The sequence below is a fragment of the Crenobacter caeni genome (genome assembly GCF_010435965.1).
GTDB classification, from domain to species: domain Bacteria; phylum Pseudomonadota; class Gammaproteobacteria; order Burkholderiales; family Chromobacteriaceae; genus Craterilacuibacter; species Craterilacuibacter caeni.
On the sequence record NZ_JAAGAA010000004.1, the window covers coordinates 14,225 to 36,384 of the forward strand.

Consider the following 22,160-nt stretch of genomic DNA (forward strand, 5'->3'; position numbering starts at 1 on the left):
GTTATGCGATGTGCAAAATGCTTGACATCATTCAAGGCAAAACGTATGTTTCAAACGCCTGTTCGAAAGCCCGCAAGGACTTCGCGGACCGGGCATCCCACAACAAAGGCCAGAAAAACATGGAAGCGAATCGCCCGGATACCGCCAGCCGCATACTCGAGGTTTCCGAACTCCTGTTCGTGGAGCACGGCTTCGAGGCGACTTCGCTGCGCATGATCACCCAGCAGGCGGGGGTCAACCTCGCGGCGGTGAACTATCACTTCGGCTCCAAGGACGCGTTGTTCGAGTCGGTGTTCATGCGGCGCTTCACGCCGCTGATCGCCGCCTGCCTGTCCGAGCTCGAAGCAGTCGAAGGCAGGGGGGAGGGCGACAAGATCGAGGCGGTGGTGATGACCTTCATCCGCCCCTGCCTTGCCTTGTCTCGCGACCCCAGCGGCGGCGGCGCGCTGTTCGTGCGGCTGCTCTCGCGCGCGCTGGTGGAAAACCACCGCCTGCTGCGCGAGGCGCTGTCGCGCGAGTACAGCCAGTTCGTCGAGCGCTACACGCGGGCGTTTTCGCGCGCGCTGCCCGGCCTCTCCGAGCAGGAGCTGTCCTGGCGGATGCACTTCGCGTTCAGCCTGATGTTCAACGCCTTCGCCGGCAACGACGTCCTCAAGATCTTCCGCAAGAGCCAGGTGGTGACTGCGCGCGACCCCGAGGCGATCGTCCGCCATCTGCTGCCCTTTGTCGTGGCGGGCCTGGTCCAGTCCTGAGACGGGCGTAAACGGGGTTAACACGAGGAAAAAACCCTATGCTATACGCCATTTCCCTGATCCTGGCCGTCGGCGTGCTCGCCTACTGGCGCGCGCCGGTGCTGCTGTGGACGATCGCGCTCGGCCTGTGGCTCGCAGCGCTTGAGTTCATCGGCGGCTGTGCCGTTCCGGTCGCCGTGTGGGCGGTGTTCGCGGCCGTCGCGGCCGTGCTCAACGTCGCGCCCTTGCGCCGCCTGGTGTTCACCGGCCCGGTGTTCGCCATCTTCAAGAAAATCACCCCGGCGATGAGCCAGACCGAGCAGGAGGCGATCAACGCCGGCACCGTCTGGTGGGACCGCGACCTGTTCTCGGGCAAGCCTGACTTCAAGCGCCTGCTGTCCTTCCCCGCGCCCAAGCTCTCGGCCGAAGAGCAGGCCTTCATCGACGGGCCGACCGAACAGCTGTGCCGGATGATCGACGACTGGAAGATCACCCACGAACTGAAGGACCTGCCGCCGGAAGTGTGGCAGTTCATCAAGGACCAGGGCTTCCTCGGCATGATCGTCAAGAAGCGCTACGGCGGCCTCGAGTTCTCCAACTACGCGCACGCCAAGGTGGTCACCAAGATCGCGACCCGCGGCGGCTCGGCGGCCGTGTCGGTGATGGTGCCCAACTCCCTGGGCCCGGGCGAGCTGTTGCAGCACTACGGCACCGAAGAACAGAAGGACTACTACCTGCCGCGCCTGGCCAAGGGCCTGGAGATTCCGTGCTTCGCGCTGACCAGCCCGTCGGCAGGGTCGGATGCGGGTTCGATCCCGGACTACGGCGTCGTCTGCCGCGGCAGCTACACCCACCCGCGCACCGGCGAGCGCCATGAGAATGTGCTGGGTATCCGTGTCAGCTGGGAGAAACGCTGGATCACGCTGGCGCCGGTGGCGACCATCCTCGGCCTCGCGTTCAAGATGTACGACCCGGACCACCTGCTGGGCGAGCAGGAAGAGCTGGGCATCACCTGCGCGCTGGTGCCGACCGAGCACGAGGGCGTTTCGATTGGCCGCCGCCACTACCCGGGCGGTGCCGTGTTCATGAACGGCCCGACCTGGGGCCGCGACGTGTTCATCCCGATGGACTGGATCATCGGCGGGCAGGCGATGGCCGGCAAGGGCTGGCGCATGCTGGTCGAATGCCTGTCGGTCGGCCGCTGCATCTCGCTGCCGGCGATGTCGGTGGCGACCGGCAAGTTCACCTCGTTCACCACCGGCGCGTTCGCCCGCGTGCGCGACCAGTTCGGCCTGCCGATCGGCAAGTTCGAGGGCGTCGACGAGGCGATGGCACGCATCGGCGGTTACACCTACCAGATGGAAGCCGCGCAGGACCTGGCGCTAGTCGGCCTCGACACCGGTGAGAAGCCATCGGTGCTGTCGGCGGTGCTGAAATACCACAATACCGAGCGCATGCGCAAAGTGCTGAACGACGCGATGGACGTGCACGGCGGCAAGGCCGTAGTGCTCGGGCCGCGCAACTACCTGGGCCGTGCCTACCAGGCGATCCCGATCGGCATCACCGTCGAGGGCGCCAACATCCTGACCCGTTCGATGATCATCTACGGCCAGGGCGCGATCCGTTGCCATCCCTTCGTGCTGCGCGAGATGAAGGCGTCGATGGCGAACGACGCGCGCGAGTTCGACGACGCGTTCACCGGCCATATCGGCTTCGTGCTGAGCAATGTGGTGCGTTCGCTGTGGCTGGGCGCGACCGGCGCCCGCTTTACCGGCAGCCCGAAGGGCCGCGAGGTGGCGGCCTACTACCGGCAGGTGACCCGCCTCTCCAGCGCGTTCGCGCTGCTCTCTGACATGGCGATGTTCAGCCTCGGCGGCACGCTCAAGTTCCGCGAGAAGCTGTCGGCCCGTCTGGGCGACATGCTCTCCGGCCTCTATATCGCCACCGCTTCGCTCAAGCACTACGAAGACCAGGGGGCGCAGAAGGACGACCTGCCGCTCGTGCGCTTTGCCGCCGGCAACGCGCTTTATGATGTGCAGCAGGCGATGGACGGCTTCCTCTCCAACCTGCCCAGCCGGCCGCTTGCCTGGGTGCTGCGTCGCGTGATCTTCCCGTGGGGCCTGACGCTTGCTCCGGCCTCCGACAAGGACGGCACCCGCATCGCCCGCTTGCTGATGACCCCGGGCGGCAGCCGCGACCGCCTGGTGCACGGCGTGTTCAAGCCCGAAGACGCGCGCGACGCGGTTGGTGTACTCGAGCCTGCGATGCGCGCGATCATCGAGACCGAGCCGCTGGAGGGCAAGCTCAAGAAGCTCGCCCGCGAGGGTCGCTTCAAGACGATCACCGCGCGCGAACGCCTCGCCGAAGCGCTCGCAGGCGGCTTGATCAGCCAGGCCGAGCACGACGAGCTCGAGACGGCACGCCGCCTCAAGCGCGAGGTGATCATGGTCGACGACTTCGACTTCCCGCTTCGCGAGCACGACGACAAGATGCTCGAGCGCGTGGTGTTCTGAGCCTCACCGCCAGCGTGTAAGCAAAAGCCGCCCTTCGGGGCGGCTTTGTTGCATTTGGGCAACGGTTTTTACGTGGAAGGCGGGGGTTGGGCAGATGTTTTGCATTTTTTTGGCATCGGCCGGCTGCTTTTCGCGGTTTGGGCAACACAAAGGCGGCAAACCCGCATGCGGTGTGCCATTACTGGTACTGAGGTGCGCGCAAATCATTTTCCGGCGCTGCCCGCGTTCCCCTTATCTTGTGGAGACTAAAAATGAAACATCCCCTGCGTTCCCTGCTTGCCGTCGCAGTCGCTGCAGCGCTGCCCGCCATCGTCCACGCGGCCAATGTCGACGAGCCGTGGTACGTCGGCGGCAAGGTGGGCTGGTCCGACTTCTACAGCAAGGACTATGCAAAAGACTTTGGTTCGGCAGACACCAGCAACGGTGACAAGGTCGGCGCCGGCGCCTTTGTCGGCTACCAGTTCAACGACTGGTTCGCGCTGGAAGGCGGCTACGACTGGCTGGGCAAGGAAGGCATCCGCAACGCCTTGGGCGAGGAAGGCAAGCAGCGCTTCCAGGGCATCCAGCTCTCCGGTAAGTTCAGCACCCCGGTCACCGACAAGCTTGATGCCTATGCGCGTCTGGGCGTGATGGGCTACCGCGCGAGCGGCTTTGGCGACAAGCACGACGGTGCCGCACCGTTGGCCGCCCTCGGCCTTGAGTACAACATCGACCGCAACTGGTCGACCCGCTTCGAATACCAGTACACCAATCACCTGGGCAAGACCGGCGACAACGGTTTGCGCGCCGACAACGGCCTGCTGTCGCTGGGTGTCGCCTACCACTTCGGCGGCGCGCCGGCACCGGTGCCGGTCGCCCAGCCCGCGCCAGCGCCGGTACCGGCTGCACCGCAGGTGATGGAGTTCAAGCTCAACGGTGACGTGCTCTTCGCGTTCAACAGCGCCAAGCTCAACGACGCGGGCCAGGCCGAGCTTGCGACCATCGTCCAGCAGATCAAGACCGCGCAGCCGCAGCAGGCCGCGATCAATATCGCCGGCTACACCGACCGCATCGGCTCGGACGCGTACAACATGAAGCTCTCCAAGGAGCGTGCGGCGTCGGTCGGCGACTTCCTGGTCAGCCAGGGCATCCCGGCTAGCATCATCACCGCCGAAGGCTTCGGCAAGGCCGACCCGGTGGTCGCATGCGACAACGTGGCACCGCGTGCCGAGCTGATCAAGTGCCTGCAGCCGAACCGCCGCGTGGTCATCCGCGCCGTTGGCCAGGCCGTGCAGCAGTAAGCCCGGGCTTGCCCGATAAAATGCCCGCCTAGGCGGGCATTTTTGTTGGTGGGCGTCAGGCCAGTTGTGCCGCGAGGTTTGCGCGCTGTTGCTGGCCTGCGAGGGTGATTTTCAGCGTCCCCCCGCACTCGGCGATCAGTCCCTGCGCGGTGAGTTCCGAGAGGAAGCGTCCGGCGTCGGGTGGGCGCAGCCCGTAAGGCGTGCACGCGTTGATGAACAGGGTGGCGGGCATGCCGTGGACGGCGCACTCGTCGAGTGCCTCGAGCAGGGCAAGGGTGAACTTCTGGCGGCGCAGCCGCGTCGCTTCGTCCGGGCGCTGTTGCCCGGCGATCAGGGTGTCAACGAAGTAGGGCATGCCAGCTTCTCCGGCAAGGATTGCGCATGTCATTGTACGCGCGCACCCAGGCGTGCGTCATCCGGCAGTCCCGAGGACCCGCGCCGACCAAATCATTAACGGATGTTAGCGACTGGGCAAAATTCAACAGATTGCAACGGCTGTGCGCTGGCGGCGCGAATTTGGAACAAGTGTCAGGTGTGTAATGGGCGGGTCGCCATCCGGGAGCCTGCCATGAAGAAATATCCGTTGACCCTCACCCTGCTGCTGGGCGTACTTGTGCCGCTTGCTTGCTGGTTTGCCGTGAAGGGGGTGCCTGCCGACTACTGGGCCTGGCGCCGCGCTATCGTGATGGTCAGCGGTGTCGGGCTCGCCGCGCTGATCGGAGTGTGTGTCTTGCTGGCGGTCAGGCCCGGCTGGCTGGAGCGCGGCCTGGGCGGTCTCGACAAGCTCTACGTGCTGCACAAGCGCTTCGGCATCGCCTGCGCGCTGATGCTCGGCGTGCACTGGCTCGCCGAACTCTCGCCCAAACTGTTTCTCGCGCTCGAGTGGGCAGCGCCCAAGGTGCGCCAAGCGGGCGGCGTGAAGGATCCGCTCGTCTCGCTGGCCAAGGACATGGGCGAATGGGCAGCGTGGGGGATGCTTGCGATGGTGCTGGTCGCGCTTTTGAGCGCCATCCCGTACCGCTGGTGGCGGCCCAGCCACCGCCTGTTCGCGCCCCTGGTGCTGATGGGCGCGTGGCACAGCCTGATGCTGTTCGACGAGCGCCTGTGGGCCGGGCCGGCCGGCGTGCTGCTTGCCGCCATCCTGGCCGTTTCCGTGTATGCCGCGCTGCTGTCCTTGTTCGGGCTGATCGGCCGCAAGCGCCGGCATCCGGGGAAGATCGTCTCGCTCGAACGCCTGCCAGGCGGCGCACTGGAGATCCTGTGCAAGGCCGAAGGCTGGCCCGGGCACGCCGCCGGCCAGTTCGCGCTGCTGACTTTCGACAGGCTCGAGGGCGCGCACCCGTTCACCATCGCCAGCGCGCCGCGCCCGGGGGGCGAGCTGCGCTTCATCGTCAAGGCGCTGGGTGACTACACCTCGACGCTGGCGGACACGCTGCAGGCAGGCGATGCGCTGCTCGTCGAGGGGCCGTACGGCGGCTTTGTCGCCGGACAGGGGCAGGGCCGGAGTGCCTGGGTCGCCGGCGGCATCGGTGTGACGCCGTTTTTGGCTTGGCTGGAAGCGCGCGAACGCGCCGGCGGCACGGGCGAGGTCGATTTCTACTATTGCGTGAAAAGCGCCGGCGAGGCGGCCACCTTGGAAGAAGTGCGCGAGCGCGCCTGCGCTTCCGGCGTGCGCCTGCACCTAGTCGAGAGTGCGCAAGGCCAGCGCTTCGACCCGGCCTGTCTGGCGGACGAGTGCGACGTGTATTTTTGCGGGCCGCAAGGGCTGGGCGACGCGATCGAAGCCGCGCTCAAGGCCCGTGGCCGCGCGGCGCACTTCCACCACGAGGCGTTCGCGATGCGCTAGCGCATCAGCCGTGTTCGGCGCGCCAGCGCGCGATGAGGGCTGGCAGTGCCGCGAGCGTCAAGCCGGTGTGGACACGAGGCGCATCAAGCGCCGCGCGGCTGCCCGCGCCGCCGACCCACAGCTCGCAGTTGCCGGGCAAGGCGGCGATCAGCGGGGGCAACTCGCGCTCGGGCGCGCCTGTGTAGGCGGCCGAGAACGACAGGCACAGCACGTCGATGCGGTGCTCGGCGCAGGCGGCGGCCATCTCGGCGAAGGGCATCGACACGCCGAAGGGGACGATCTGGCAGCCTTGCAGCCGCAGCTGTGTCTCGGCGAGCATCAGCCCCAGCGCGTGTGCTTCGCCCGGTGCGGTAGTCAGCATTACCCTCGGCGGCGCGCTCCCTTCGGGCAAGAGCGCCATCGCTTCGCGCAGCACGCGGCCGACGTGCTCGCTATAGAGGTGCTCGTGGCGCACGCCCAGCAAGCCGCGCGCCCACGCGTCGCCGACCTGGTAGCCGGTATGCGGCAGGTAGTCGCCGGCGAAGCGCGCCAGACCCAGCTCGGCCAGGCGGCGGCGCAACAGCGCGCGCAAGGCTGGCGCGTCGTGCGCGGCGAGCACGGGCAAGAGCTCGGTCTCGTCGTTCTCCTGGATGCGCGGCGCGGGCAGCGTGTCCTCGACCAGCGCGTCGAGTTCGGCGGCGGTCAGGGCGACGATGCGGCCCGGGCGCAGGCCCAGGTCGAGTAGACGGCGGATCTGGCGCAGGCGTTCGACCTGCTCGGGCGGGTAGACGCGGTCGCCGTGCGCGTCGCGCAGCGGCGAGGGGAAGCCGTAACGGCGTTCCCACATGCGCAACAAGTCGCGCGGCACGCCGGTTTCGCGTTCGACTGCGGCGATCGGCAGCCCGTGCGGAGGGAGACTCTGGCTCGTTTGCGTATTCATTGGGCGCGGATTATGCCATGCGCCGCTTGATCAGGCGCAGCAGGGAGCCGACCAGCGGCAGGGGGGCGAGCGCGTCGGCGCTGTCCCAGTAGTCTTGCTGGTGCGCGATCAGGCCGGCGTCGTCCATGTCCAGCACGCTTGCGCCGTCAAAGCCAAACGCTCGGCCGCGGTAGCGGTAGTCGAAACGCCACGCGACGAAGGCGCTGTCGCCCTCGGCGATCACGCGGTTGATGGTGAAGCGCGGTGTCTCCAGCGTGTCGAACATGCGCGCGTAGAGCACCTGAATCGCGTCGCGGCCGGTGAGCGCGTGCACCGGGTCGGCAAAGCGGGCGTTGGCCGCGTAAACCGTTTCGATGCGCGCGAGTGTCGAGAGCGTCAGGCCCGAGAACCACGCGAGGTGCTGTTCAAGTGGTGTGTTCATAGTCCGGTCGTCTTGTGCATCAGCCAGAACCAAGCGCGCCTGGGCAAGAGGGCGGCGAGTTTGAGCACCGTGGTGAAGCGGCGCGGGAAGTGGATGTCGAAGGCGCCTTGCGCGAACCCTGCGACGATGGCGTCGGCGGCCTCCTCGGGCGAGATCAGCGCGGGCATCGAAAAGTCGTTGCCGGCGGTTAGCCGGGTGCGCACGAAACCGGGGTTGATCACCCACACGCCGACGCCCAACGGCGCGAGGTCTAGGTAGAGCGTCTGCGCGAGGTGGTTGACGGCGGCCTTGGTCGCGCCGTACACGGTGGCCTTGGGCATGCCGCCGACGCCGGCGACGCTGCCGGTCAGCGCGATGCCGCCCTTGCCGCGTTGCCTGAAGATCGGCGCGCACGCGGCGACCAGGTAAAACGCCGCCATCAGGTTGACGTCGGTGAGCGCGCGCGCGGCCTCGGGCGTGACTTCCCAAGCGCGCAGCGGCCGGTAGTCGCCGGCGAGCAGCACCACCAGGTCGACGCCGCCCTGTGCGTCTAGCCGCGCTGCCACGTCTTGCCAGGCGGCGTCGTCGGTCGCGTCGAACGGCTCGCAGTGCGCTTGCCCCCCGCAGCGCGCCGCCACCGCCTGCAGCGCGTCCGCGTTGCGCCCGGACAGGGTGAGGCGCGCGCCAAGCTTGGCAAGCTTCACCGCCAGCGCTTCGCCGATGCCGTGCCCGGCGCCGACCAGCCACACATGCTTGCCCTGCCACTGCCTGATCGGCGTGTTGGCGCTCATGGCGCGCGCCCCTGTTTTTGCAAGAGCAGGGTAATGTCGCCGACGCGGACGCCGAATTTCTTCATTTCCGAGCGGTTGATCAGGTTGTTGTCGTCGACCAGATACATCCAGTCGTCGATGGTCAAATCGATTTCGCGGCCGTCGATGGGCACCTTCAGCGTGTACCCGAAGTTGAACGCGTAGCCCGCGCCGCGCCCTTGCGCTTCGCCGACCACGTCGTGCGCGCGGCCGGTATAGCTGCCGTTGGCCTCACGCGTCAGCGTCCACACCCTGCGCTGGCGCTCGCCGTCGTCGAACACGAAGTGCTCGTCCAGCGTGCCGGTGCTGCCTGCCCAGCGCGCGTCGATGTCGACGACGAAGCGGCGCAACACCTTGCCAGAGCGGTCCTGCACCGTGCCCCAGCCCTTGAGCGGCCCGTCGAAGAAGCGTTCGAGCGCGAGGGCGGGTTTGCCGCCCTGATAGGTATCGACGCCGGGGGTCGAGCAGGCGGCGAGCAGCATGGCGAGGCAGGCGACGAAAGTTCGGGTCAGGGTGCGGGTCATGGTGCGTCCTCCAGAAGCGGGCGCACGCGTGCGAGCAGCGCCCAGGCAAACAGCTTGAACAGGCAAGGCAGGCCGGCGTACATCAGGGTGAGCGCGGCCAGCCCTTCATCGCCGCCGGGCACATAGCCCGCGGCCGCCGCGAGCGGCAGGGCGACGCCGGCGCCCAGCGCCAGCGCGAGCTTGTTGACGAGGCTGACCCCGCCGAAATAGCTGCCGCCGTCTTCCTCCACGCCGTGGCCGATCACGTCGGCGATCAGCGCGGTCGAATACGCGAGGTCGGCGCCCAGTGCCGCGCCGGTGGCGACGCACACCAGATAGAACCAGTAGGCGTTGGCAGGCGAGAGCCAGGGCACCAGCACGAAGCCGGCGAGCGCGAGCGCCATGCCGGCGTACCACGCGCGCACCCGGCCCAGCCTTCGGGCAAGCACAAGCCACGCCGGCAAGGACAGCAGCGCCGCGCCGAAGTAGGCGAGCAGCCAGGGGCCGATCAGGCCCGGCGCACCCAGCGCGTCGGCGGCGAAGAAGTTGAACAGCGTCGCCGGCAGCGCCATCGCCAAGGAGTTTACGAGCACTACGGCGAGCAGCGCGAGGTAGCGGCGGTCGGCCAGGACGCGGCGCCAGTTGCCGCGCGCGATGCGGGCAGGCGGTGCTGCCGGCGCACGCGTGAACAGCAGCAGGCTTGCGACGGTGAGTGCGGCGAACAGCGCAAAAAACAGCGCGAGCCCGTGCTGCTGGCCGAGCGCGTCGGAGAGCAGCGGCGGCAGCGCGGCGGCGAGCATCACGCCGACCACGCCGAGCGCTTCGCGGCTGGCGACCACGCGGCCGCGTTCGTCGACGTCCTGGCTTAGCGCCGCGCCGTAACGCAGCAGTGCGATGCCAAGCCAGCCGTGCGCGGTGAAGATGAGCGCGAGCGTCGCGCCCAGTTGCCAGGTGAGCGGCAAGCCTTGCACGGGCAGCAGCAAGAAGTAAAACGCGGCGGCGCCGACGACAGCGAGGGCGACGCTGAGTGAGCGCAGGACGCTTGGGCTGCAGTGGTCCTGCAGGTAGCCGATGAGCGGGTCCTGCGCGGTGTCGTACAGCCTAGCAAACAGCAGGATGGCACCGACCGTCGACAGCGGCAGGCCGTAGCCGGCGGTGTAAAGCGCGGGGGTGAGCACGTAGACGGGCAGCGCGACCATCGCCAGCGGCAGGGCGGGGCTGGCGGCCAGCCATAAGGCGCGCGTGCCGGGCATGCTAGCGGCCCTCGCCGATCAGCGCGCGGCGCAGCGCGGGCTCGCGCGTGGTCGGCGCAAGCCAGATGTCGAAGAAGCGCCGCGCGAACAGCGCGTCGGCTATGCGCCCCACCGGGCGGCCGTTGTGCCAGAAACTGGCGCCGCCGTCTGCCAGGCGTGCGCCGACGATCACGTCGCCCGCCGCCACATCCGGGAACACCCCGCGCAACACTTCGACGTAGCGCTCGATATCCGCTGGCGGCACGCCCTGACGCGCCATCTCGTCGCCGCTCGAGCGCGCGAGCGCCTCGCCTTCGAAGGCGCGCGCGTAGCGCAGCTCCAGCGCGTACGGCGCGCCGGCCTGCCACGGCGCACCGGCCGGCGTAAAGAGCGCCGCGTCGTACAGCTTGAGGCCGAACCAGCGCATGGTGCCGCGGCCGAGCGCCTCGAGGGCGGGGGTTTGCGCCAGCGCCGGCGGCAGTGCGTGGGCGAGCCCGGTCATCAGCGCAAGGCAGGCACTAAGGACGAACGAATTGAATTTGGCAGACATCGGTGCGCTCCGTTTCAAAGCCGGCGATGCAGTAGTCGAGGTAAAAGCGCCAGATCCGCTGGAAGGGCGCGTCAAAACGCGCGTCCAGCATCGGCAGCGCGGCCGAAAAGCGGTGGCGCCACGCGCGCAGCGTCAACGCGTAGTCGCGGCCGAAGCGGAACACGTCGTCCATGCTAAGGCCGGCGGCGCGGCTTTCCTCTTCCAGCCTTTGCAGGCTCGGCAGCATGCCGCCGGGGAAGATGTACTGCTGGATGAAGTCGGTGCCGCGCCGGTAGCGCGCGAAGTGCGCGTCATCGATGGTGATCACCTGCACCAGCGCCTTGCCGCCGGGTTTGAGCCTGTCGCGCAGCGTCGCGAAGTAGGTCGGCCACCAGCGCTCGCCGACCGCCTCGAGCATCTCGATCGACACGATATGGTCGAACTGTCCCTTGATGTCGCGGTAGTCGGTCAGCGTGAGCGACGCTTGCCCTGCGAGGCCCGCGCGTGCGAGCCGTGCCTGTGCGTAGGCGAGCTGTTCGGTGGAGAGGGTGACGCCGGTCACGTGCACGCCGCGGGTGCGGATCGCGTATTCGGCAAAGCCGCCCCAGCCGCAGCCGATCTCGAGCAGGCGCTCGCCGCGCGCGGGGTTCAGCCTTTGCAGGATGCGTTCGTACTTGGCGGTTTGCGCGTCTTCCAGCGTGCGCGTGGCGTCTCCGTCAAACAGCGCGGCGGAGTAGGTCATGCCCTTGTCCAGCCACAGCCGGTAAAAGTCGTTGCCCAGGTCGTAGTGGGCCTGGATGTTGCGGCGGCTGCCTGCGCGGGTATTGGCGTTGAAGAGGTGGCGCAGCCAGTAAAGCAGGGTGCCGGCGACGCTGCCGTGCACCGCGCGCTCGAGCGCCGCCTCGTTGGCGAGCGCGAGCCGGATCAGCGCGACCGCGTCCTGCGTATGCGCACGCTCGTCGCGCAGCGCCTCGGCCAGCGCGATGTCGCCGCCCTTGGCGATCCTGGCGAGCACCTCCCAGTCCCGGATCGCAAGGTGGGCGCTCGGCCCGGCGGCCTGGCCGTGGAAGAGTCGCGCGCTGCCGTCCGGGCATTCGAGCAGCAGGCTGCCCGCCTGCAGCTTTTCCAGCGCGCTGATCAGCGTGCGCGCCAACAGCGGCGGGCGCGGCGCCATCAGCGTGCGGGTGGGGCTGTGTCCGTTCATGTCGTGCTCCTGTCGTCGAATCCCTGTGTGCGGGGGCGGCCGTCACGGCCAAAGAAGGGTGCGCCGCGGCGCCAGAGCCGCCACGCCTGCAAGTGGATGTGCAGCCACACGCCGAAGCCCAATAGCCAGTGGCGCGCACCGCTCGCGAGCCAGTCGGTGCTGCGTGCGCGGGCGCTTAGGCCGTCGAGCCCGGCGGTGAAAACGCGGGTGCCGTCCGGGTCCAGGTAATCGATGCGCACGGCAAAACGATCCTTGTCCGCGACGTCGAACGCGAAGCGGTAGCCGCCCTCGACCTTGAAGAACGGCGAGACGTGCAGCGCCTTGGCGATCTCGGTGTCGCTCGCAGGCGGGACGAAGTAGTCGTGCCGCTCGCCGAAGGTATTGCGCACCTCGACCCAGAAACCGAGCAGCGCGCCTTGCTCGCCGCGCACCACGTAGAAACTCGCCGGGTTGAACACCCTGCCCAGTACGCAGGGCAGGGTGTGCAGTTCGGCCGACAGCGCGCCGGTTACGCCGTGCTGGGCGAGCCTCGCTTGAAGCCACGGCAGCAGCGCGCTGCCGTCTTCGGCGCCGTGGCGCTTGCGCTGCCAGGCGACCATAGGCGCCAGGTGCACGCTGGGCCGGTCGCACTCGGGCAGTGGCAGCGCCAGCCACGCGTGCGGGTAGGCGAAGCGGTGTTCGACGGGCGCGTGCCGCGCGTGCCACACGCGGCCGACGAAGCGGCGCGCGCTCATGCCGGGCACGCCTGGGCCGGCGAGGGCGCTGGCCGCGCAACGGGGGCGACGCCATGTGCCCACGGCACCGTGGCGCCCAGCGCAAGGGCGACGCGCATGCCGGCCTTTAGGCCGTCCTCGTGGAAGCCGTAGCCGCACCACGCGCCGGCGAGCCATACGCCGCCTTGTCCCTGCACGCCGTCGAGCGCGTTTTGCGCCGCGATGGCGGCGGCGTCGAGCCGCGGGTGCGCGTAGTCAAAGCGCGCGATCAACTGGTCGGGTTCCTGCGCAGGGTTGAGGCTGACGATGACCGGCGCCTTGAACGGCAAGGGCTGCAGGCGGTTGATCAGGTAGTGCACCGATACCGGCGCCTCGCCCGCCTCGCCCGCTTCGGCACGGTAGTTCCACGCCGACCACAGCGCGCGGCGCCGGGGCAGCACGCGCGCGTCGCTGTGCAGGTAGGCGCGGTTGGGCGTGTAGCCGATCTGCCCCAGCAGCGTGCGCGCCGCGTGGTGGCACTCGCCCAGCATGGCGCGGGCTTCGTCACTATGGCAGGCGAGCACCACCTGGTCGTGCCGGCTGACCCCGTGCGCGTGATGCAGCTCGACGCCACCGCCGGCGCTCTCGCGGATGGCGTGCACCGGGCAGCCGTAGCGCACGTCGTTAAGGGTTTCCAGCATCGTGCGCACGTACTCGCGCGAGCCGCCGACAACGGTGCGCCACTGCGGACGGTCGGTGACCTGCATCAACCCGTGGTTGGCGCAGAACTCGAAGAAGGTGGCCGCCGGGAAGTCCAGCATGTCGCGGGTGGAGGTCGACCAGATCGCCGCGCCCATCGGCAGCAGGTACCAGCGCATGAGTGCCTCGCCAAAGCCGTGCCGCGCGAGCGCTCCGCCCAGCGTGTCGCCGCGGACGCGAGCTTCGGTAAGGATCGCGGGGGCGAGCCTGTGCAGGCGGTGGATGTCGGCGAGCATGCGCCAGAAGCGGGGGCGCACCAGGTTGCGTTTCTGCCCGAACAGCGTGGCGACGCTGCTGCCGGCCCACTCCAGATCATCGGCCTCGCTCGCAACCGAAAAGGTCATCTCGCTGTCGCAGGTCCTGACGCCGAGTGTTTCAAAGAGGGCGATCAGGTTGGGGTAGGTGCGTGCGTTGTGCACCAGAAAACCGGTGTCGACCGGGTGGCGCACGCCTTCGAGTTCGACGTCGACGGTATGGCTGTGCCCGCCCGCGCGGTGCGCCTTCTCGTACACGGTGACCCGGTGGCCGCTGCGCGCGAGCAACCACGCAGAGGAGAGGCCGGCGATGCCGGTGCCGACGACGGCGATGTTCATGACGTGCACTCCTGGGCAAGGTGATGTCCGTCGAACTATTGTTTATCGCAGTGAATCTGTCAACTATTTGTACAGTACAAAACATGAACGAAATGGCGGCCTTTCCGGGACGGTCCGGCCGAAGGGGCGGGGTGCAGGCGGGCGGATGCCCGCCCGGGGTCAAGCGGCGGCGTGCGGGTGGTGCGCGGGGAGGAGGGTGGGCAGATTGACGATGCGGCAGCAGGCATCCATGCCGCGCGGGCAGTGCGCTTCGCTGCGGGCGACCGGGTGGGCGGGGGTGGTGAACCAGACGCCGACTTCGACGTCGAGCGCGTCTTCCAGCGCGTGGCGGTCGGCCTTGAGCGCGGGGTCGACCCACAGCGGGAAGCGCAGCCACGCAGGCTCGCTGCCGTCGATGGCGTCGAGGTGCCCGATGCCGCGCGCCCCGGCCCAATCTTGCCAGTACGCGGCCTGCGCGCGGCGGCGGGCCAGCACCGCGTCCAGCCGGTCCAGTTGCGCGTCGGCGATGCGGGCAATGGCCGAGGGCATGCGCTGGCCGTAGCGCGGCGGCACCGAAATGCCGAACTCTTCCGGCCACATCTGCGGCAGCACCCGCTCGCCCCACAGCGCGCGGGCGCGTTCGGCGCCGGCCGCGTCACCGCTTGCGCGCACCCAGTAGTCGTGCATCACGCTGATCAGTTGCGCGTCGATCTCGTCCGCATCCGGCAGCGGCGCCGCCTCGGCGAGCGCCGACAGCCGCTCGGCCGCTTCCGCGTCGTTGGCGAGCGCGACGCCGCCGTGGATGGTGGTCAGCACCTTGCTGCGCTCGAAGCTGTATACCGCGACGTCGCCGTACACGCCAAGCGGCAGGCCGCGGTGGCGCGCACCCAGCGCGTGCGCGCAGTCTTCGATCACCTTCAGGTTGTGCTCGTGCGCAAGTTGCAGGATCGCCTCGAAGTCGCGGCCGACGAGGCCGAAGCTGTGCTGGATCATGACCGCGCGGGTGGCCGGCGTGATCGCCTGGCGCACCGCATCGACGTCTAGGCCGAGGCCGGCGTGCTCGATGTCCGCGTATTGCGGCTGTGCGCCGGCGAAGGCAAGCGCGTTGAGCACGCACTGGCAGGTGAACGCCGGCACGACAACGCCGGCGTTGTCCCCCAGGTCCAGCGCGCGGACAGCCATCGCCAGCGCGGCACGCCCGCCCATGAAGGCGCGGGCGTGGCCGTGGCCGACCCACGTCTCGAAACGCCGCTCGAAGGCGCGTGTCGCGTGGGTGTCCATCGCCTCGGGCAGCCGCTCGCGCAGCGCGCGCGCGAGCTCCAGTTCGCGCGCGGTGAGGGTGGTACTGAGCAGGGGGGCTAGTGGCATCGCTGTGCTCCTTACTTGCCGCCGTCGACCGAAAGCACCTGGCCGCTGATCCAGCCGGCCTCGCTGCTGGCGAAAAACAGCACCGCGTGCGCGATATCGGCAGGCTCACCCGGCCGGCGCAGCGCGATGCCGTCCATCAGTCGCGCCTGGCCGGTTTCGCCCATCGCCTGCCACTGGCGCTCGGTGCTCGGGTTGGAGCGAATGAAGCCCGGCGCGACGCTGTTGACGGTGATGCCGAAGGGGCCAAGCTCGTGGCCGAGCTGGCGCGCGAGCGAAATCTCGGCCGCCTTGGCCGCTGCGTACGCCTGGATGCCGGTCAGGCTGACGCCCAGGCCCGCGCCGCTGGAAATCAGCACGATGCGCCCGCGCCCCTTCGCCTTCATGCCCGGCGCCACCGCCTGCGCGCACCAGAACGCGCCGTCGGTGTTGACCGCGAAGATGCGCCGCCAGTCGGCCTCGGTGATGGTTTCCAGCGGGCGGCCGGCCTGGCCGCACACGCCGCCCGCGCTGTGCACCAGCACGTCGACGGCGCCGGTGGCGGCGATCAGCGCGTGCACGGCGGCGCGGTCAGTCACGTCGAGCCGCCGCGCCTCGCACTGCCCGCCGCAAGCCGCGACGGTTTCGGCGAGCGTGTCGCCGTCGATGTCGGCGGCGATCACCCGGGCGCCGGCTGCGGCAAAGCGGCGGCAGATCTCGCGGCCGATGCCTTGCGCGGCGCCGGTGACGAGCACGGTCTGTCCCGTGTAGTCGTAGGCAAGGTTCATGCTGTCGCTCCTTGCGGCATGGCCGCGCGCACCGATTCGAGCAGCTCGAGCCCGAGCGGCACACCGCCTTCGGCCGCGTGTACCGCGCGTACCAAGGCGTCGGTCAGCGGGGTCGGCACGCCGTGTTCACGGCCGATGTGCGCGATCGGCGCGATGATCTCGTCGACCTCGGTCTTGCGCTTGTGTACCGACAGGTCGCGCCAGATGCCAGCGTGCTTCTTGGCCGAGCGCCGGTTATGCGCAGCCAGCCGGTCGAGCGACGCGTACGCGCCGCCCAGGGGCGCATCCGGTGCGAAGGCGGCCGGCTCGAAGCCGTCGAAACCCTCGAGCGCGACGCCGTGCGCGCGCGCCACCAGACACACCTCGCGCGCGAGCGCGACCAGCAGCGGGCGGTAGCGGTCGTTTTCCAGCACGCCGGCGATGCCCTCGTCAGTCAGCGCGGTGGCGAACAGCAGGCTGCCGTAGACGAGCTTGCCCCACAGGTAGCCGTGGATATTGGTGGTGAGTAGCGCGTCGGGGTTAAAGAGGGAGAACAGCGCGTGGATGTCGCGCGCACGCTCGGTGAGGCCGCCGTCGATCTCGCCGAGTACGGTCGCGCCCCAGCCGCCGAACATCACCTCGCCCGGCGCCATCAGGTCGGCGCCGAAGTTGACGAAGCAGCCGAAGGTGCGGGGCGCACCGAGTTCCTCGGCGATCACCGCCTCGTTCAGCCCGTTCTGCACGCTGACCACTACGCCGTCGTCGGTGAGATGGGCGGCGAGCATGCGGCAGGCGGCGCGGGTGTGCAGCGCCTTGGTGGCGAGCAGGATCAGCGGGTAGCGCCCGGCAAGCGTCTCCGGTGTGCACGCCGGCACCCGGAAGCGGCCCTCGAGGATGGGGCCGGTCAGCGTGAGGCCGTTTGCGTTGAGCGCGGCGACGTGGGCGGCGTTGTTGTCGACGAGCAGCACTTCGCGGCCGGCGCGCACGAAATGGGCGGCGAGTGTCGCGCCCATCGCGCCGGCGCCCCAGATCAGGATCGGTTCGCCGGCTGTCATCGCCACGGCCCCTCGATCAGCGCGCGCGTCTCCTCGACGGCGATCTGCCACATCCGCTCGGTGTCGCCCTCCGGCCGGGTGTAGGCGCCGCCGAAGTTGCCGTCGCCGATATAGTCGCGCACAAGTTCAGGGTTCAGCACCGCGTAGCGCGCGAAGTCGATCAGCGGCTTGGCACCTGCAGGCGGGGTCGCGCCGGCGACGCGGGTGAACGGCAGGCTCTCCATCCACGACGCGTGCGAGCTGTCGGCGTCGCACGCCTTGACGAAGGCAAGCGTGCGCGGCGCGTTCCACCAGTTGTGGAACTTCACCTGCACGTGCGGGTTTTCGGCCATCCACTCGGTGGCGAGCGCCGAGGCCGGCGCGTTGCCGCCGTGGCCGTTGACGATCACGATGCACCTGAAGCCCTGTCGGGCCAGGCTGTCCAACAGGTCGCGCACCAGCGCGAGGTAGGTGCCGGTTTTCAGCGTGACGGTGCCGGGGAAGGCGGAAAAATACGGCGCGAGGCCGTAGCTTTGCACCGGGAACACCGGCACGCCCAAGGGTTCGGCCGCGTCCAGCGCGACCTGCTCGGCGAGCAGCGCGTCGGTGGCGAGGCTCAGGTAGGCGTGCTGCTCGACGCTGCCCAAAGGCAGCACGCAGCGGTCGTCGTGCTGCAGGTAGCTTTCCACCTGCATCCAGTTCATGTCGGCAATCTTCATGGTGTCGTCCTCAGTCGCGGTAGATGGCGACGTCGATCTCGCCGCCGGCGACCACCTGGCCGCGGTACATGCCTTCGGTGTTGAAGGGCAGGCTGATCCGGCCCTGGGCGTCGACCACGATCAGGCCGCCCTGGCCGCCCATTGCGCCCAGTTCCGCCATCACGGCGGTGGCGGCGGTGGCCGCGTCCTCGTGCAGGAAACGCATGCGCGCGGTGATTTCGTGCGCGGCGCACGCGCGCAGGAACACTTCGCCGGTGCCGGTGGCGGAGATGGCGACCTCGGTGTCGGCCCAGGTGCCGGCGCCGATCACCGGGCTGTCGCCGACGCGGCCCCAGCGCTTGTTGGTCAGTCCGCCGGTGGAGGTGGCGGCGGCAAGCCCGCCGTGCCTGTCCAGCGCGACGGCGCCGACGGTGCCGAACTTCTTGTCGGCGAAGGCGAGCTTGTGCGCGCCGTCGTGGTCGAGCACCGCGGCGCTGCTGTCGCGCACCGCCAAAAGCTGCCGGTAGCGCGCTTCGGTGTGGAAGTAGTCGGCCGGCGCGGTCTCCAGGCCCACGCTTTCGGCAAACGCGCGCGCACCGTCGCCGGCGAGCAGCACGTGGTTGGATTTTTCCATCACCGCGCGCGCCGCGAGCACGGGGTTCCTGATGCCAGTGAGCTGGCAGACGGCGCCGGCGTCGCGGCCCGCGCCGACCATTACCGCCGCGTCCATCTCGTTGCGGCCCTCGTGGGTGAACACCGCGCCGCGCCCGGCGTTAAAGAGCGGGCTGTCTTCCATCACCGCGACTGCCGCGCACACCGCGTCGAGCGCGCTCTGGCCGGCGGCGAGGCAGGCTTGCCCGGCGATCAGGGCGTCGGTCAGCGCGGCGCGGTACTCGGCTTCCTGCGCCGGGGTCATGGTGCTGCGGGTGAGGGTGCCGGCGCCGCCGTGGATGGCCAGCGCGAATTCCGGTCTTTGCATGTCTCTGTCCTTGTTATCTTTTTGCTGGAAGGCCCGCCGGCGCAAACCGGCGGGCCTGGTCACTCAGGCGAAGGCGAAATGGCGGCCAAGCACCTCGCGCTTGACCGGCTGGGTGAACAGGCTGACCACAACCATCAGCACCATGGTCACGCTCCAGCTGACGATCAGCGGGTCAAAGCCCAGCGTCAGGCCCTGGCCCCACAGCGCCAGCGACACGTACAGCGCGCCACCGACGATGGCGGCCGCGAAGGCGGCGCTGGTGGTCGCGCGCTTCCAGTACATGCCGAGGATCACCGGTGCGACCCAGATGCCGAGGCCGCCGAAGGAGAAGCGGATCAGCTCGAAGATCGACGCCGGCTTGGTGATGCCCACCACGATGCCGGCGACGCCGATGATCACGGTCACATAGCGCGACAGGCGGAAGATCTCCTCGTCGCTGGCCTTGGGGTTGAAGCCGTGCTGGTAGATGTCGCGGGTGATGCCGCCGGTGGCGACCACCAGCAGCGCGTCGATGGTCGACATGCCGGCCGAGACGATGCCGGCGATCAGGATGGCGGCGAGATACGGGTTGAGGTTCTGCTGCAACAGCATCGGCACGATGAAGTCGGTTTCCTTGCCGGTAAGGCCCGGCAGGCTGACGATGCCCATCACGCCCGACCACTCGATCATGGTCGCCGAGATCAGCATGCCCAGCGTGCCCAGGATCACCGCCTTGAACATGGTGCGGTAGTCGCGCATCGCGTAGAACTTGGTGAACAGCGTCGGCTGGCCGATGGTGAAGAAGCTCCACATCACGATCATCGAGAAGTACGCGCTCCACGGGTACTTGGCGGCGGCACCCGGGTGCGACAGGAACTGTTCACCCTTGGCCAAGAGTTGCGCGTTGATGTTCTCTAGTCCGCCGCCGGCGTCGACCGATACGATGAAGGTCACGGTCGCGGTGATCACCATCAGGCTGCCTTGCAGCACGTCGGTCAGCATCGCGCCCTTCATGCCGCCGGCCATGCAATAGAGGATCACGATGATGCCCATGCCGACCACGCCGACCCACTCGGGCAGGCCGGTGAAGGTGTGGACGATCACGCCGGCGCCGACCGTCTGCGCGCCGATCATGCCGATCAGGAAGATCACCATCATGGTCGCGTGCAGGATGCCCAGCTTGCGCGAGTCGTAGCGGCTGACCAGATAGTCAGTCATGGTCAGGAGGCCGTGGGTGTGCGAGAGCTGCATCAGCTTGCGGCCGACCAGGAGCGCCGGGATGATCATCGAGAAGGCAAGGCCCGGCACCGAAATGGTCAGGCCGGCGTAGCCGTTGGCGTAGGCCACCGCCGGCACGCCCATGAAGGTGCTCATCGAGTACTGCGTCGCGAAGTAGGCGATGCCGCTGACCACCGCGCCGGCCTTGCCGCCGAGCACGAAGAAGTCCTTGAGGTTCTTGGTGTTGCGCGCGGCGTACCAGCCGATGCCGCCGATCACCAGGAAGTACAGCGCCAGCGTCACGAAGAAGGGGACGGGCGTCGGTGCGATCAGTTGCGAGACGGGCGAACTCATGCTTCACCTCCTTCGCTGTCCAAGCTCTGGTACTCGGGGCGCGCCAGGCACTGGCGCGCGAAGAGGGCGATTGCGACCAGCACGGCGAAGCCGTGGCCGATCCAGCCCCACAGGAACATCGGTACGCCCAGCGGACCGGGCAGGTAGCTCTCGTTGTAATACCAGGGCAGCGGCAACATGATCAGCCCATAGAGGGCGAAAAAGATGGCGGCCCATCGCCGCTCGAAGGCATTGCTCAGACAGTGCATGGGTAGGGTCCTTTGTAGGGTGTTGTCGCCTTGAATATCGGCAACTACTTATATAAAAAGCATTTTTAATGCCTTTTAATTACTTCACGGGATGGGTATTGCACGCATTGATTGATATCAAGCGCTTTCGTTATTGGTGGACGAGCATCCGTGCGTAATCCGCAAACGTGGATTGCGGTAGCGGGCCTGTGACGAACGTCTTGTGTGCGGATATGACGTCTTCGTGGCATGCCCCGGATCGGCTGCTATAACGCAAGCACTCACCGGTGACGCGTGGCAGCGCTTGTCGCAGGTCTGTGCGGCCTTGCTGCGCGGCGCCGGTACCGGTCTGGATTCAACTGGCCGCAGCAAGGCGCTGCGGTGGCACACTGGAGGTCGAGATGGACAAGAAAATTGGGGAACAGGAACTCATCGCCGCAATCACTACGCCCAACGCGCTGGGCGAGGACGCCAGACGGGACATCAGCGCCGCGCTGAACCTCCTGCTGGCCGACGTGTTCGCGATGTATCTGAAGACCAAGAATTTTCACTGGCATCTGAGCGGGCCGCATTTTCGCGACTACCACCTGATGCTGGACGAGCATGGTGACGAACTGTACGCGATGACCGACGTGATCGCCGAACGCGTGCGCAAGGTCGGCGGCCGCACGCTGACGTCGATCGGCGCGATCGCGCGCAACCAGCGCGTACTCGACAACGACGCGCCGTTCGTGCAGGCGGCCGACATGCTGGCCGAGTTGTGCGAGGACAACAAGAATCTGGCCCAGCGCCTGCGCGAAGCGCACAGCGTGTGCGACGAGTACGGCGACGTGGCCGGCGCGAGCCTCCTGGAAAACTGGATCGACGAAGCCGAGCGTCGCACCTGGTTCCTGTTCGAGGCGAGCCGCCGCGGTGACGGTACCGGCCACTAAGGCTTTTGGTCTTCCGCCAGACAACGCCCGCGTCTTCTGACGCGGGCGTTTTTGCGTGCCTAGCCCCCAGGCGACGGTAACTGGCCGATCAGGCGCAAGGTCGCGCGCTGCAGGGCGGCCACGCTGTCGTCCGGCAGGGGCTCGGCCGCCTGCCAGGCGTCCGCTGCGGGTTGTGCTGTGGCCGGCCGGGCGTCCAGCGTCAGCGTGCGGCGAACGCGCATTTCGCGCGGGTAGCCTCACGGCGCGTAGCCGCCACCCCACGCGCCCCAGCCGTCGTGGCCGTAGCCGATGCCCGCGTACGGCACCATCACCACCTCACGTGTTTCTTCCTTGCTGAGGCAGACCGACCACCGGCCGCCCGACGGCAGCAGGGTGCGGCCGTTCAGGGCGAGCGCGTCGGCGACCCACGCCGCGGACAGCCCTGCCGGCAGCGGGCAATCCAGCGAGACGGTGGCGGGCGGCTGTGCGGCCGCGAGTGCGGGCAGTGCCAGCACGAGGGTGAACGGGGCAGGGGGGAGTCGTTTCATGGTTTTTGCCATCTGATTGTTTGAGCATAGGCGGTGTGCACGGCAGTACAGGAGGCATGCTGTTGTATAAAAATAAATGGCTATACAATGACGTGGTCAATAATAAACACGG

General features: G+C 68.3%; 24 protein-coding genes. 5 read left to right on the top strand and 19 right to left on the bottom strand.

The features are described 5' to 3' along the window. Positions 1 to 119 precede the first annotated feature (119 nt). From GZH52_RS05355 to ompA, 3 genes are all read left to right on the top strand, one after another. Positions 120 to 752: a TetR/AcrR family transcriptional regulator gene (locus GZH52_RS05355; RefSeq protein ID WP_163315462.1), complete on the top strand. Its 633-nt coding sequence runs from the start codon at positions 120 to 122 to the stop codon at positions 750 to 752. 38 nt (positions 753 to 790) lie between these two features. Then, positions 791 to 3,244, top strand: a complete 2,454-nt coding sequence (locus GZH52_RS05360) for an acyl-CoA dehydrogenase (RefSeq protein WP_163315463.1) — start codon at positions 791 to 793, stop codon at positions 3,242 to 3,244. Positions 3,245 to 3,495: 251 nt separating this feature from the next. After that, a complete protein-coding gene (gene ompA / locus GZH52_RS05365; protein ID WP_163315464.1) occupies positions 3,496 to 4,524 on the top strand; it encodes a porin OmpA in 1,029 nt (342 codons plus the stop codon). Between the two features lie 55 nt (positions 4,525 to 4,579). Here the strand turns inward: ompA and GZH52_RS05370 are convergent, their stop codons facing one another. Further along, positions 4,580 to 4,879, bottom strand: a complete 300-nt coding sequence (locus tag GZH52_RS05370; RefSeq protein WP_163315465.1) for a hypothetical protein — start codon at positions 4,877 to 4,879, stop codon at positions 4,580 to 4,582. 213 nt (positions 4,880 to 5,092) lie between these two features. Here GZH52_RS05370 and GZH52_RS05375 point away from each other — a divergent pair, with 213 nt between their 5' ends. Continuing rightward, complete coding sequence (locus GZH52_RS05375) at positions 5,093 to 6,370, top strand: ferredoxin reductase family protein (RefSeq protein WP_163315466.1); 1,278 nt, start codon at positions 5,093 to 5,095, stop codon at positions 6,368 to 6,370. A gap of 4 nt (positions 6,371 to 6,374) precedes the next feature. On the opposite strand, the gene GZH52_RS05380 is transcribed toward GZH52_RS05375, so the two are convergent. From GZH52_RS05380 to GZH52_RS05455, 16 genes are all read right to left on the bottom strand, one after another. Beyond that, positions 6,375 to 7,289, bottom strand: coding sequence for a MerR family transcriptional regulator (locus GZH52_RS05380; protein WP_163315467.1), 915 nt, complete (start codon positions 7,287 to 7,289; stop codon positions 6,375 to 6,377). A 10-nt stretch (positions 7,290 to 7,299) separates the two neighbouring features. Continuing rightward, complete coding sequence (locus GZH52_RS05385) at positions 7,300 to 7,710, bottom strand: nuclear transport factor 2 family protein (protein WP_163315468.1); 411 nt, start codon at positions 7,708 to 7,710, stop codon at positions 7,300 to 7,302. Then, complete coding sequence (locus GZH52_RS05390; protein WP_163315469.1) at positions 7,707 to 8,480, bottom strand: SDR family NAD(P)-dependent oxidoreductase; 774 nt, start codon at positions 8,478 to 8,480, stop codon at positions 7,707 to 7,709. The genes GZH52_RS05385 and GZH52_RS05390 overlap by 4 nt, the downstream gene beginning before the upstream one ends. Continuing rightward, the gene (locus GZH52_RS05395) at positions 8,477 to 9,022 is read right to left on the bottom strand and encodes a DUF3833 domain-containing protein (RefSeq protein ID WP_203525635.1); all 546 of its coding nucleotides are present in this window, start codon (positions 9,020 to 9,022) and stop codon (positions 8,477 to 8,479) included. The genes GZH52_RS05390 and GZH52_RS05395 overlap by 4 nt, the downstream gene beginning before the upstream one ends. After that, a complete protein-coding gene (locus tag GZH52_RS05400) occupies positions 9,019 to 10,254 on the bottom strand; it encodes an MFS transporter (RefSeq protein ID WP_163315470.1) in 1,236 nt (411 codons plus the stop codon). The genes GZH52_RS05395 and GZH52_RS05400 overlap by 4 nt, the downstream gene beginning before the upstream one ends. Before the next feature lies 1 nt (position 10,255). Continuing rightward, positions 10,256 to 10,783 carry a chalcone isomerase family protein gene (locus GZH52_RS05405; protein ID WP_163315471.1) on the bottom strand — a complete coding sequence of 176 codons (528 nt, stop codon included), beginning with the start codon at positions 10,781 to 10,783 and terminating at the stop codon, positions 10,256 to 10,258. Continuing rightward, complete coding sequence (locus tag GZH52_RS05410) at positions 10,752 to 11,966, bottom strand: SAM-dependent methyltransferase (RefSeq protein ID WP_163315472.1); 1,215 nt, start codon at positions 11,964 to 11,966, stop codon at positions 10,752 to 10,754. Before GZH52_RS05410 ends, GZH52_RS05405 begins: the two co-directional genes overlap by 32 nt. Further along, a complete protein-coding gene (locus GZH52_RS05415; protein ID WP_163315473.1) occupies positions 11,963 to 12,700 on the bottom strand; it encodes a DUF1365 domain-containing protein in 738 nt (245 codons plus the stop codon). Before GZH52_RS05415 ends, GZH52_RS05410 begins: the two co-directional genes overlap by 4 nt. Next, complete coding sequence (locus GZH52_RS05420; RefSeq protein ID WP_163315474.1) at positions 12,697 to 14,010, bottom strand: NAD(P)/FAD-dependent oxidoreductase; 1,314 nt, start codon at positions 14,008 to 14,010, stop codon at positions 12,697 to 12,699. The genes GZH52_RS05415 and GZH52_RS05420 overlap by 4 nt, the downstream gene beginning before the upstream one ends. 159 nt (positions 14,011 to 14,169) lie before the next feature. After that, positions 14,170 to 15,357 (bottom strand): DegT/DnrJ/EryC1/StrS family aminotransferase, encoded by a 1,188-nt coding sequence (locus GZH52_RS05425; protein ID WP_163315475.1) that lies wholly within the window; start codon positions 15,355 to 15,357, stop codon positions 14,170 to 14,172. Between the two features lie 11 nt (positions 15,358 to 15,368). Continuing rightward, positions 15,369 to 16,121 carry an SDR family NAD(P)-dependent oxidoreductase gene (locus GZH52_RS05430; RefSeq protein ID WP_163315476.1) on the bottom strand — a complete coding sequence of 251 codons (753 nt, stop codon included), beginning with the start codon at positions 16,119 to 16,121 and terminating at the stop codon, positions 15,369 to 15,371. Next, entirely contained in the window at positions 16,118 to 17,155 is a 1,038-nt protein-coding gene (locus GZH52_RS05435; protein ID WP_163315477.1) for a ketopantoate reductase family protein, read from the bottom strand. The genes GZH52_RS05430 and GZH52_RS05435 overlap by 4 nt, the downstream gene beginning before the upstream one ends. Next, positions 17,152 to 17,853, bottom strand: coding sequence for a creatininase family protein (locus tag GZH52_RS05440; RefSeq protein ID WP_163315478.1), 702 nt, complete (start codon positions 17,851 to 17,853; stop codon positions 17,152 to 17,154). The genes GZH52_RS05435 and GZH52_RS05440 overlap by 4 nt, the downstream gene beginning before the upstream one ends. Positions 17,854 to 17,863: 10 nt before the next feature. Continuing rightward, positions 17,864 to 18,811 (bottom strand): isoaspartyl peptidase/L-asparaginase family protein, encoded by a 948-nt coding sequence (locus tag GZH52_RS05445; protein ID WP_163315479.1) that lies wholly within the window; start codon positions 18,809 to 18,811, stop codon positions 17,864 to 17,866. Between the two features lie 63 nt (positions 18,812 to 18,874). Then, positions 18,875 to 20,362, bottom strand: a complete 1,488-nt coding sequence (locus GZH52_RS05450; protein WP_163315480.1) for a sodium:solute symporter family protein — start codon at positions 20,360 to 20,362, stop codon at positions 18,875 to 18,877. Next, positions 20,359 to 20,610 (bottom strand): hypothetical protein, encoded by a 252-nt coding sequence (locus GZH52_RS05455; RefSeq protein WP_163315481.1) that lies wholly within the window; start codon positions 20,608 to 20,610, stop codon positions 20,359 to 20,361. Before GZH52_RS05455 ends, GZH52_RS05450 begins: the two co-directional genes overlap by 4 nt. A 380-nt stretch (positions 20,611 to 20,990) precedes the next feature. Here GZH52_RS05455 and GZH52_RS05460 point away from each other — a divergent pair, with 380 nt between their 5' ends. Further along, a complete protein-coding gene (locus tag GZH52_RS05460; RefSeq protein WP_163315482.1) occupies positions 20,991 to 21,521 on the top strand; it encodes a Dps family protein in 531 nt (176 codons plus the stop codon). Between the two features lie 59 nt (positions 21,522 to 21,580). On the opposite strand, the gene GZH52_RS05465 is transcribed toward GZH52_RS05460, so the two are convergent. Continuing rightward, the gene (locus tag GZH52_RS05465; protein WP_163315483.1) at positions 21,581 to 21,742 is read right to left on the bottom strand and encodes a hypothetical protein; all 162 of its coding nucleotides are present in this window, start codon (positions 21,740 to 21,742) and stop codon (positions 21,581 to 21,583) included. A 15-nt stretch (positions 21,743 to 21,757) separates the two neighbouring features. After that, on the bottom strand, positions 21,758 to 22,048 hold the full coding sequence (locus tag GZH52_RS05470; RefSeq protein ID WP_163315484.1) for a hypothetical protein: 291 nt from the start codon (positions 22,046 to 22,048) through the stop codon (positions 21,758 to 21,760). Positions 22,049 to 22,160: the final 112 nt, after the last annotated feature.

Bases quoted from the DNA above. Each gene is read 5' to 3' on its own strand.
- GZH52_RS05355 (WP_163315462.1), top strand. From the start codon at position 120: ATGGAAGCGAATCGCCCGGATACCGCCAGCCGCATACTCGAGGTTTCC.
- GZH52_RS05360 (WP_163315463.1), top strand. From the start codon at position 791: ATGCTATACGCCATTTCCCTGATCCTGGCCGTCGGCGTGCTCGCCTAC.
- ompA (WP_163315464.1), top strand. From the start codon at position 3,496: ATGAAACATCCCCTGCGTTCCCTGCTTGCCGTCGCAGTCGCTGCAGCG.
- GZH52_RS05370 (WP_163315465.1), bottom strand. From the start codon at position 4,879: ATGCCCTACTTCGTTGACACCCTGATCGCCGGGCAACAGCGCCCGGAC.
- GZH52_RS05375 (WP_163315466.1), top strand. From the start codon at position 5,093: ATGAAGAAATATCCGTTGACCCTCACCCTGCTGCTGGGCGTACTTGTG.
- GZH52_RS05380 (WP_163315467.1), bottom strand. From the start codon at position 7,289: ATGAATACGCAAACGAGCCAGAGTCTCCCTCCGCACGGGCTGCCGATC.
- GZH52_RS05385 (WP_163315468.1), bottom strand. From the start codon at position 7,710: ATGAACACACCACTTGAACAGCACCTCGCGTGGTTCTCGGGCCTGACG.
- GZH52_RS05390 (WP_163315469.1), bottom strand. From the start codon at position 8,480: ATGAGCGCCAACACGCCGATCAGGCAGTGGCAGGGCAAGCATGTGTGG.
- GZH52_RS05395 (WP_203525635.1), bottom strand. From the start codon at position 9,022: ATGACCCGCACCCTGACCCGAACTTTCGTCGCCTGCCTCGCCATGCTG.
- GZH52_RS05400 (WP_163315470.1), bottom strand. From the start codon at position 10,254: ATGCCCGGCACGCGCGCCTTATGGCTGGCCGCCAGCCCCGCCCTGCCG.
- GZH52_RS05405 (WP_163315471.1), bottom strand. From the start codon at position 10,783: ATGTCTGCCAAATTCAATTCGTTCGTCCTTAGTGCCTGCCTTGCGCTG.
- GZH52_RS05410 (WP_163315472.1), bottom strand. From the start codon at position 11,966: ATGAACGGACACAGCCCCACCCGCACGCTGATGGCGCCGCGCCCGCCG.
- GZH52_RS05415 (WP_163315473.1), bottom strand. From the start codon at position 12,700: ATGAGCGCGCGCCGCTTCGTCGGCCGCGTGTGGCACGCGCGGCACGCG.
- GZH52_RS05420 (WP_163315474.1), bottom strand. From the start codon at position 14,010: ATGAACATCGCCGTCGTCGGCACCGGCATCGCCGGCCTCTCCTCTGCG.
- GZH52_RS05425 (WP_163315475.1), bottom strand. From the start codon at position 15,357: ATGCCACTAGCCCCCCTGCTCAGTACCACCCTCACCGCGCGCGAACTG.
- GZH52_RS05430 (WP_163315476.1), bottom strand. From the start codon at position 16,121: ATGAACCTTGCCTACGACTACACGGGACAGACCGTGCTCGTCACCGGC.
- GZH52_RS05435 (WP_163315477.1), bottom strand. From the start codon at position 17,155: ATGACAGCCGGCGAACCGATCCTGATCTGGGGCGCCGGCGCGATGGGC.
- GZH52_RS05440 (WP_163315478.1), bottom strand. From the start codon at position 17,853: ATGAAGATTGCCGACATGAACTGGATGCAGGTGGAAAGCTACCTGCAG.
- GZH52_RS05445 (WP_163315479.1), bottom strand. From the start codon at position 18,811: ATGCAAAGACCGGAATTCGCGCTGGCCATCCACGGCGGCGCCGGCACC.
- GZH52_RS05450 (WP_163315480.1), bottom strand. From the start codon at position 20,362: ATGAGTTCGCCCGTCTCGCAACTGATCGCACCGACGCCCGTCCCCTTC.
- GZH52_RS05455 (WP_163315481.1), bottom strand. From the start codon at position 20,610: ATGCACTGTCTGAGCAATGCCTTCGAGCGGCGATGGGCCGCCATCTTT.
- GZH52_RS05460 (WP_163315482.1), top strand. From the start codon at position 20,991: ATGGACAAGAAAATTGGGGAACAGGAACTCATCGCCGCAATCACTACG.
- GZH52_RS05465 (WP_163315483.1), bottom strand. From the start codon at position 21,742: ATGCGCGTTCGCCGCACGCTGACGCTGGACGCCCGGCCGGCCACAGCA.
- GZH52_RS05470 (WP_163315484.1), bottom strand. From the start codon at position 22,048: ATGAAACGACTCCCCCCTGCCCCGTTCACCCTCGTGCTGGCACTGCCC.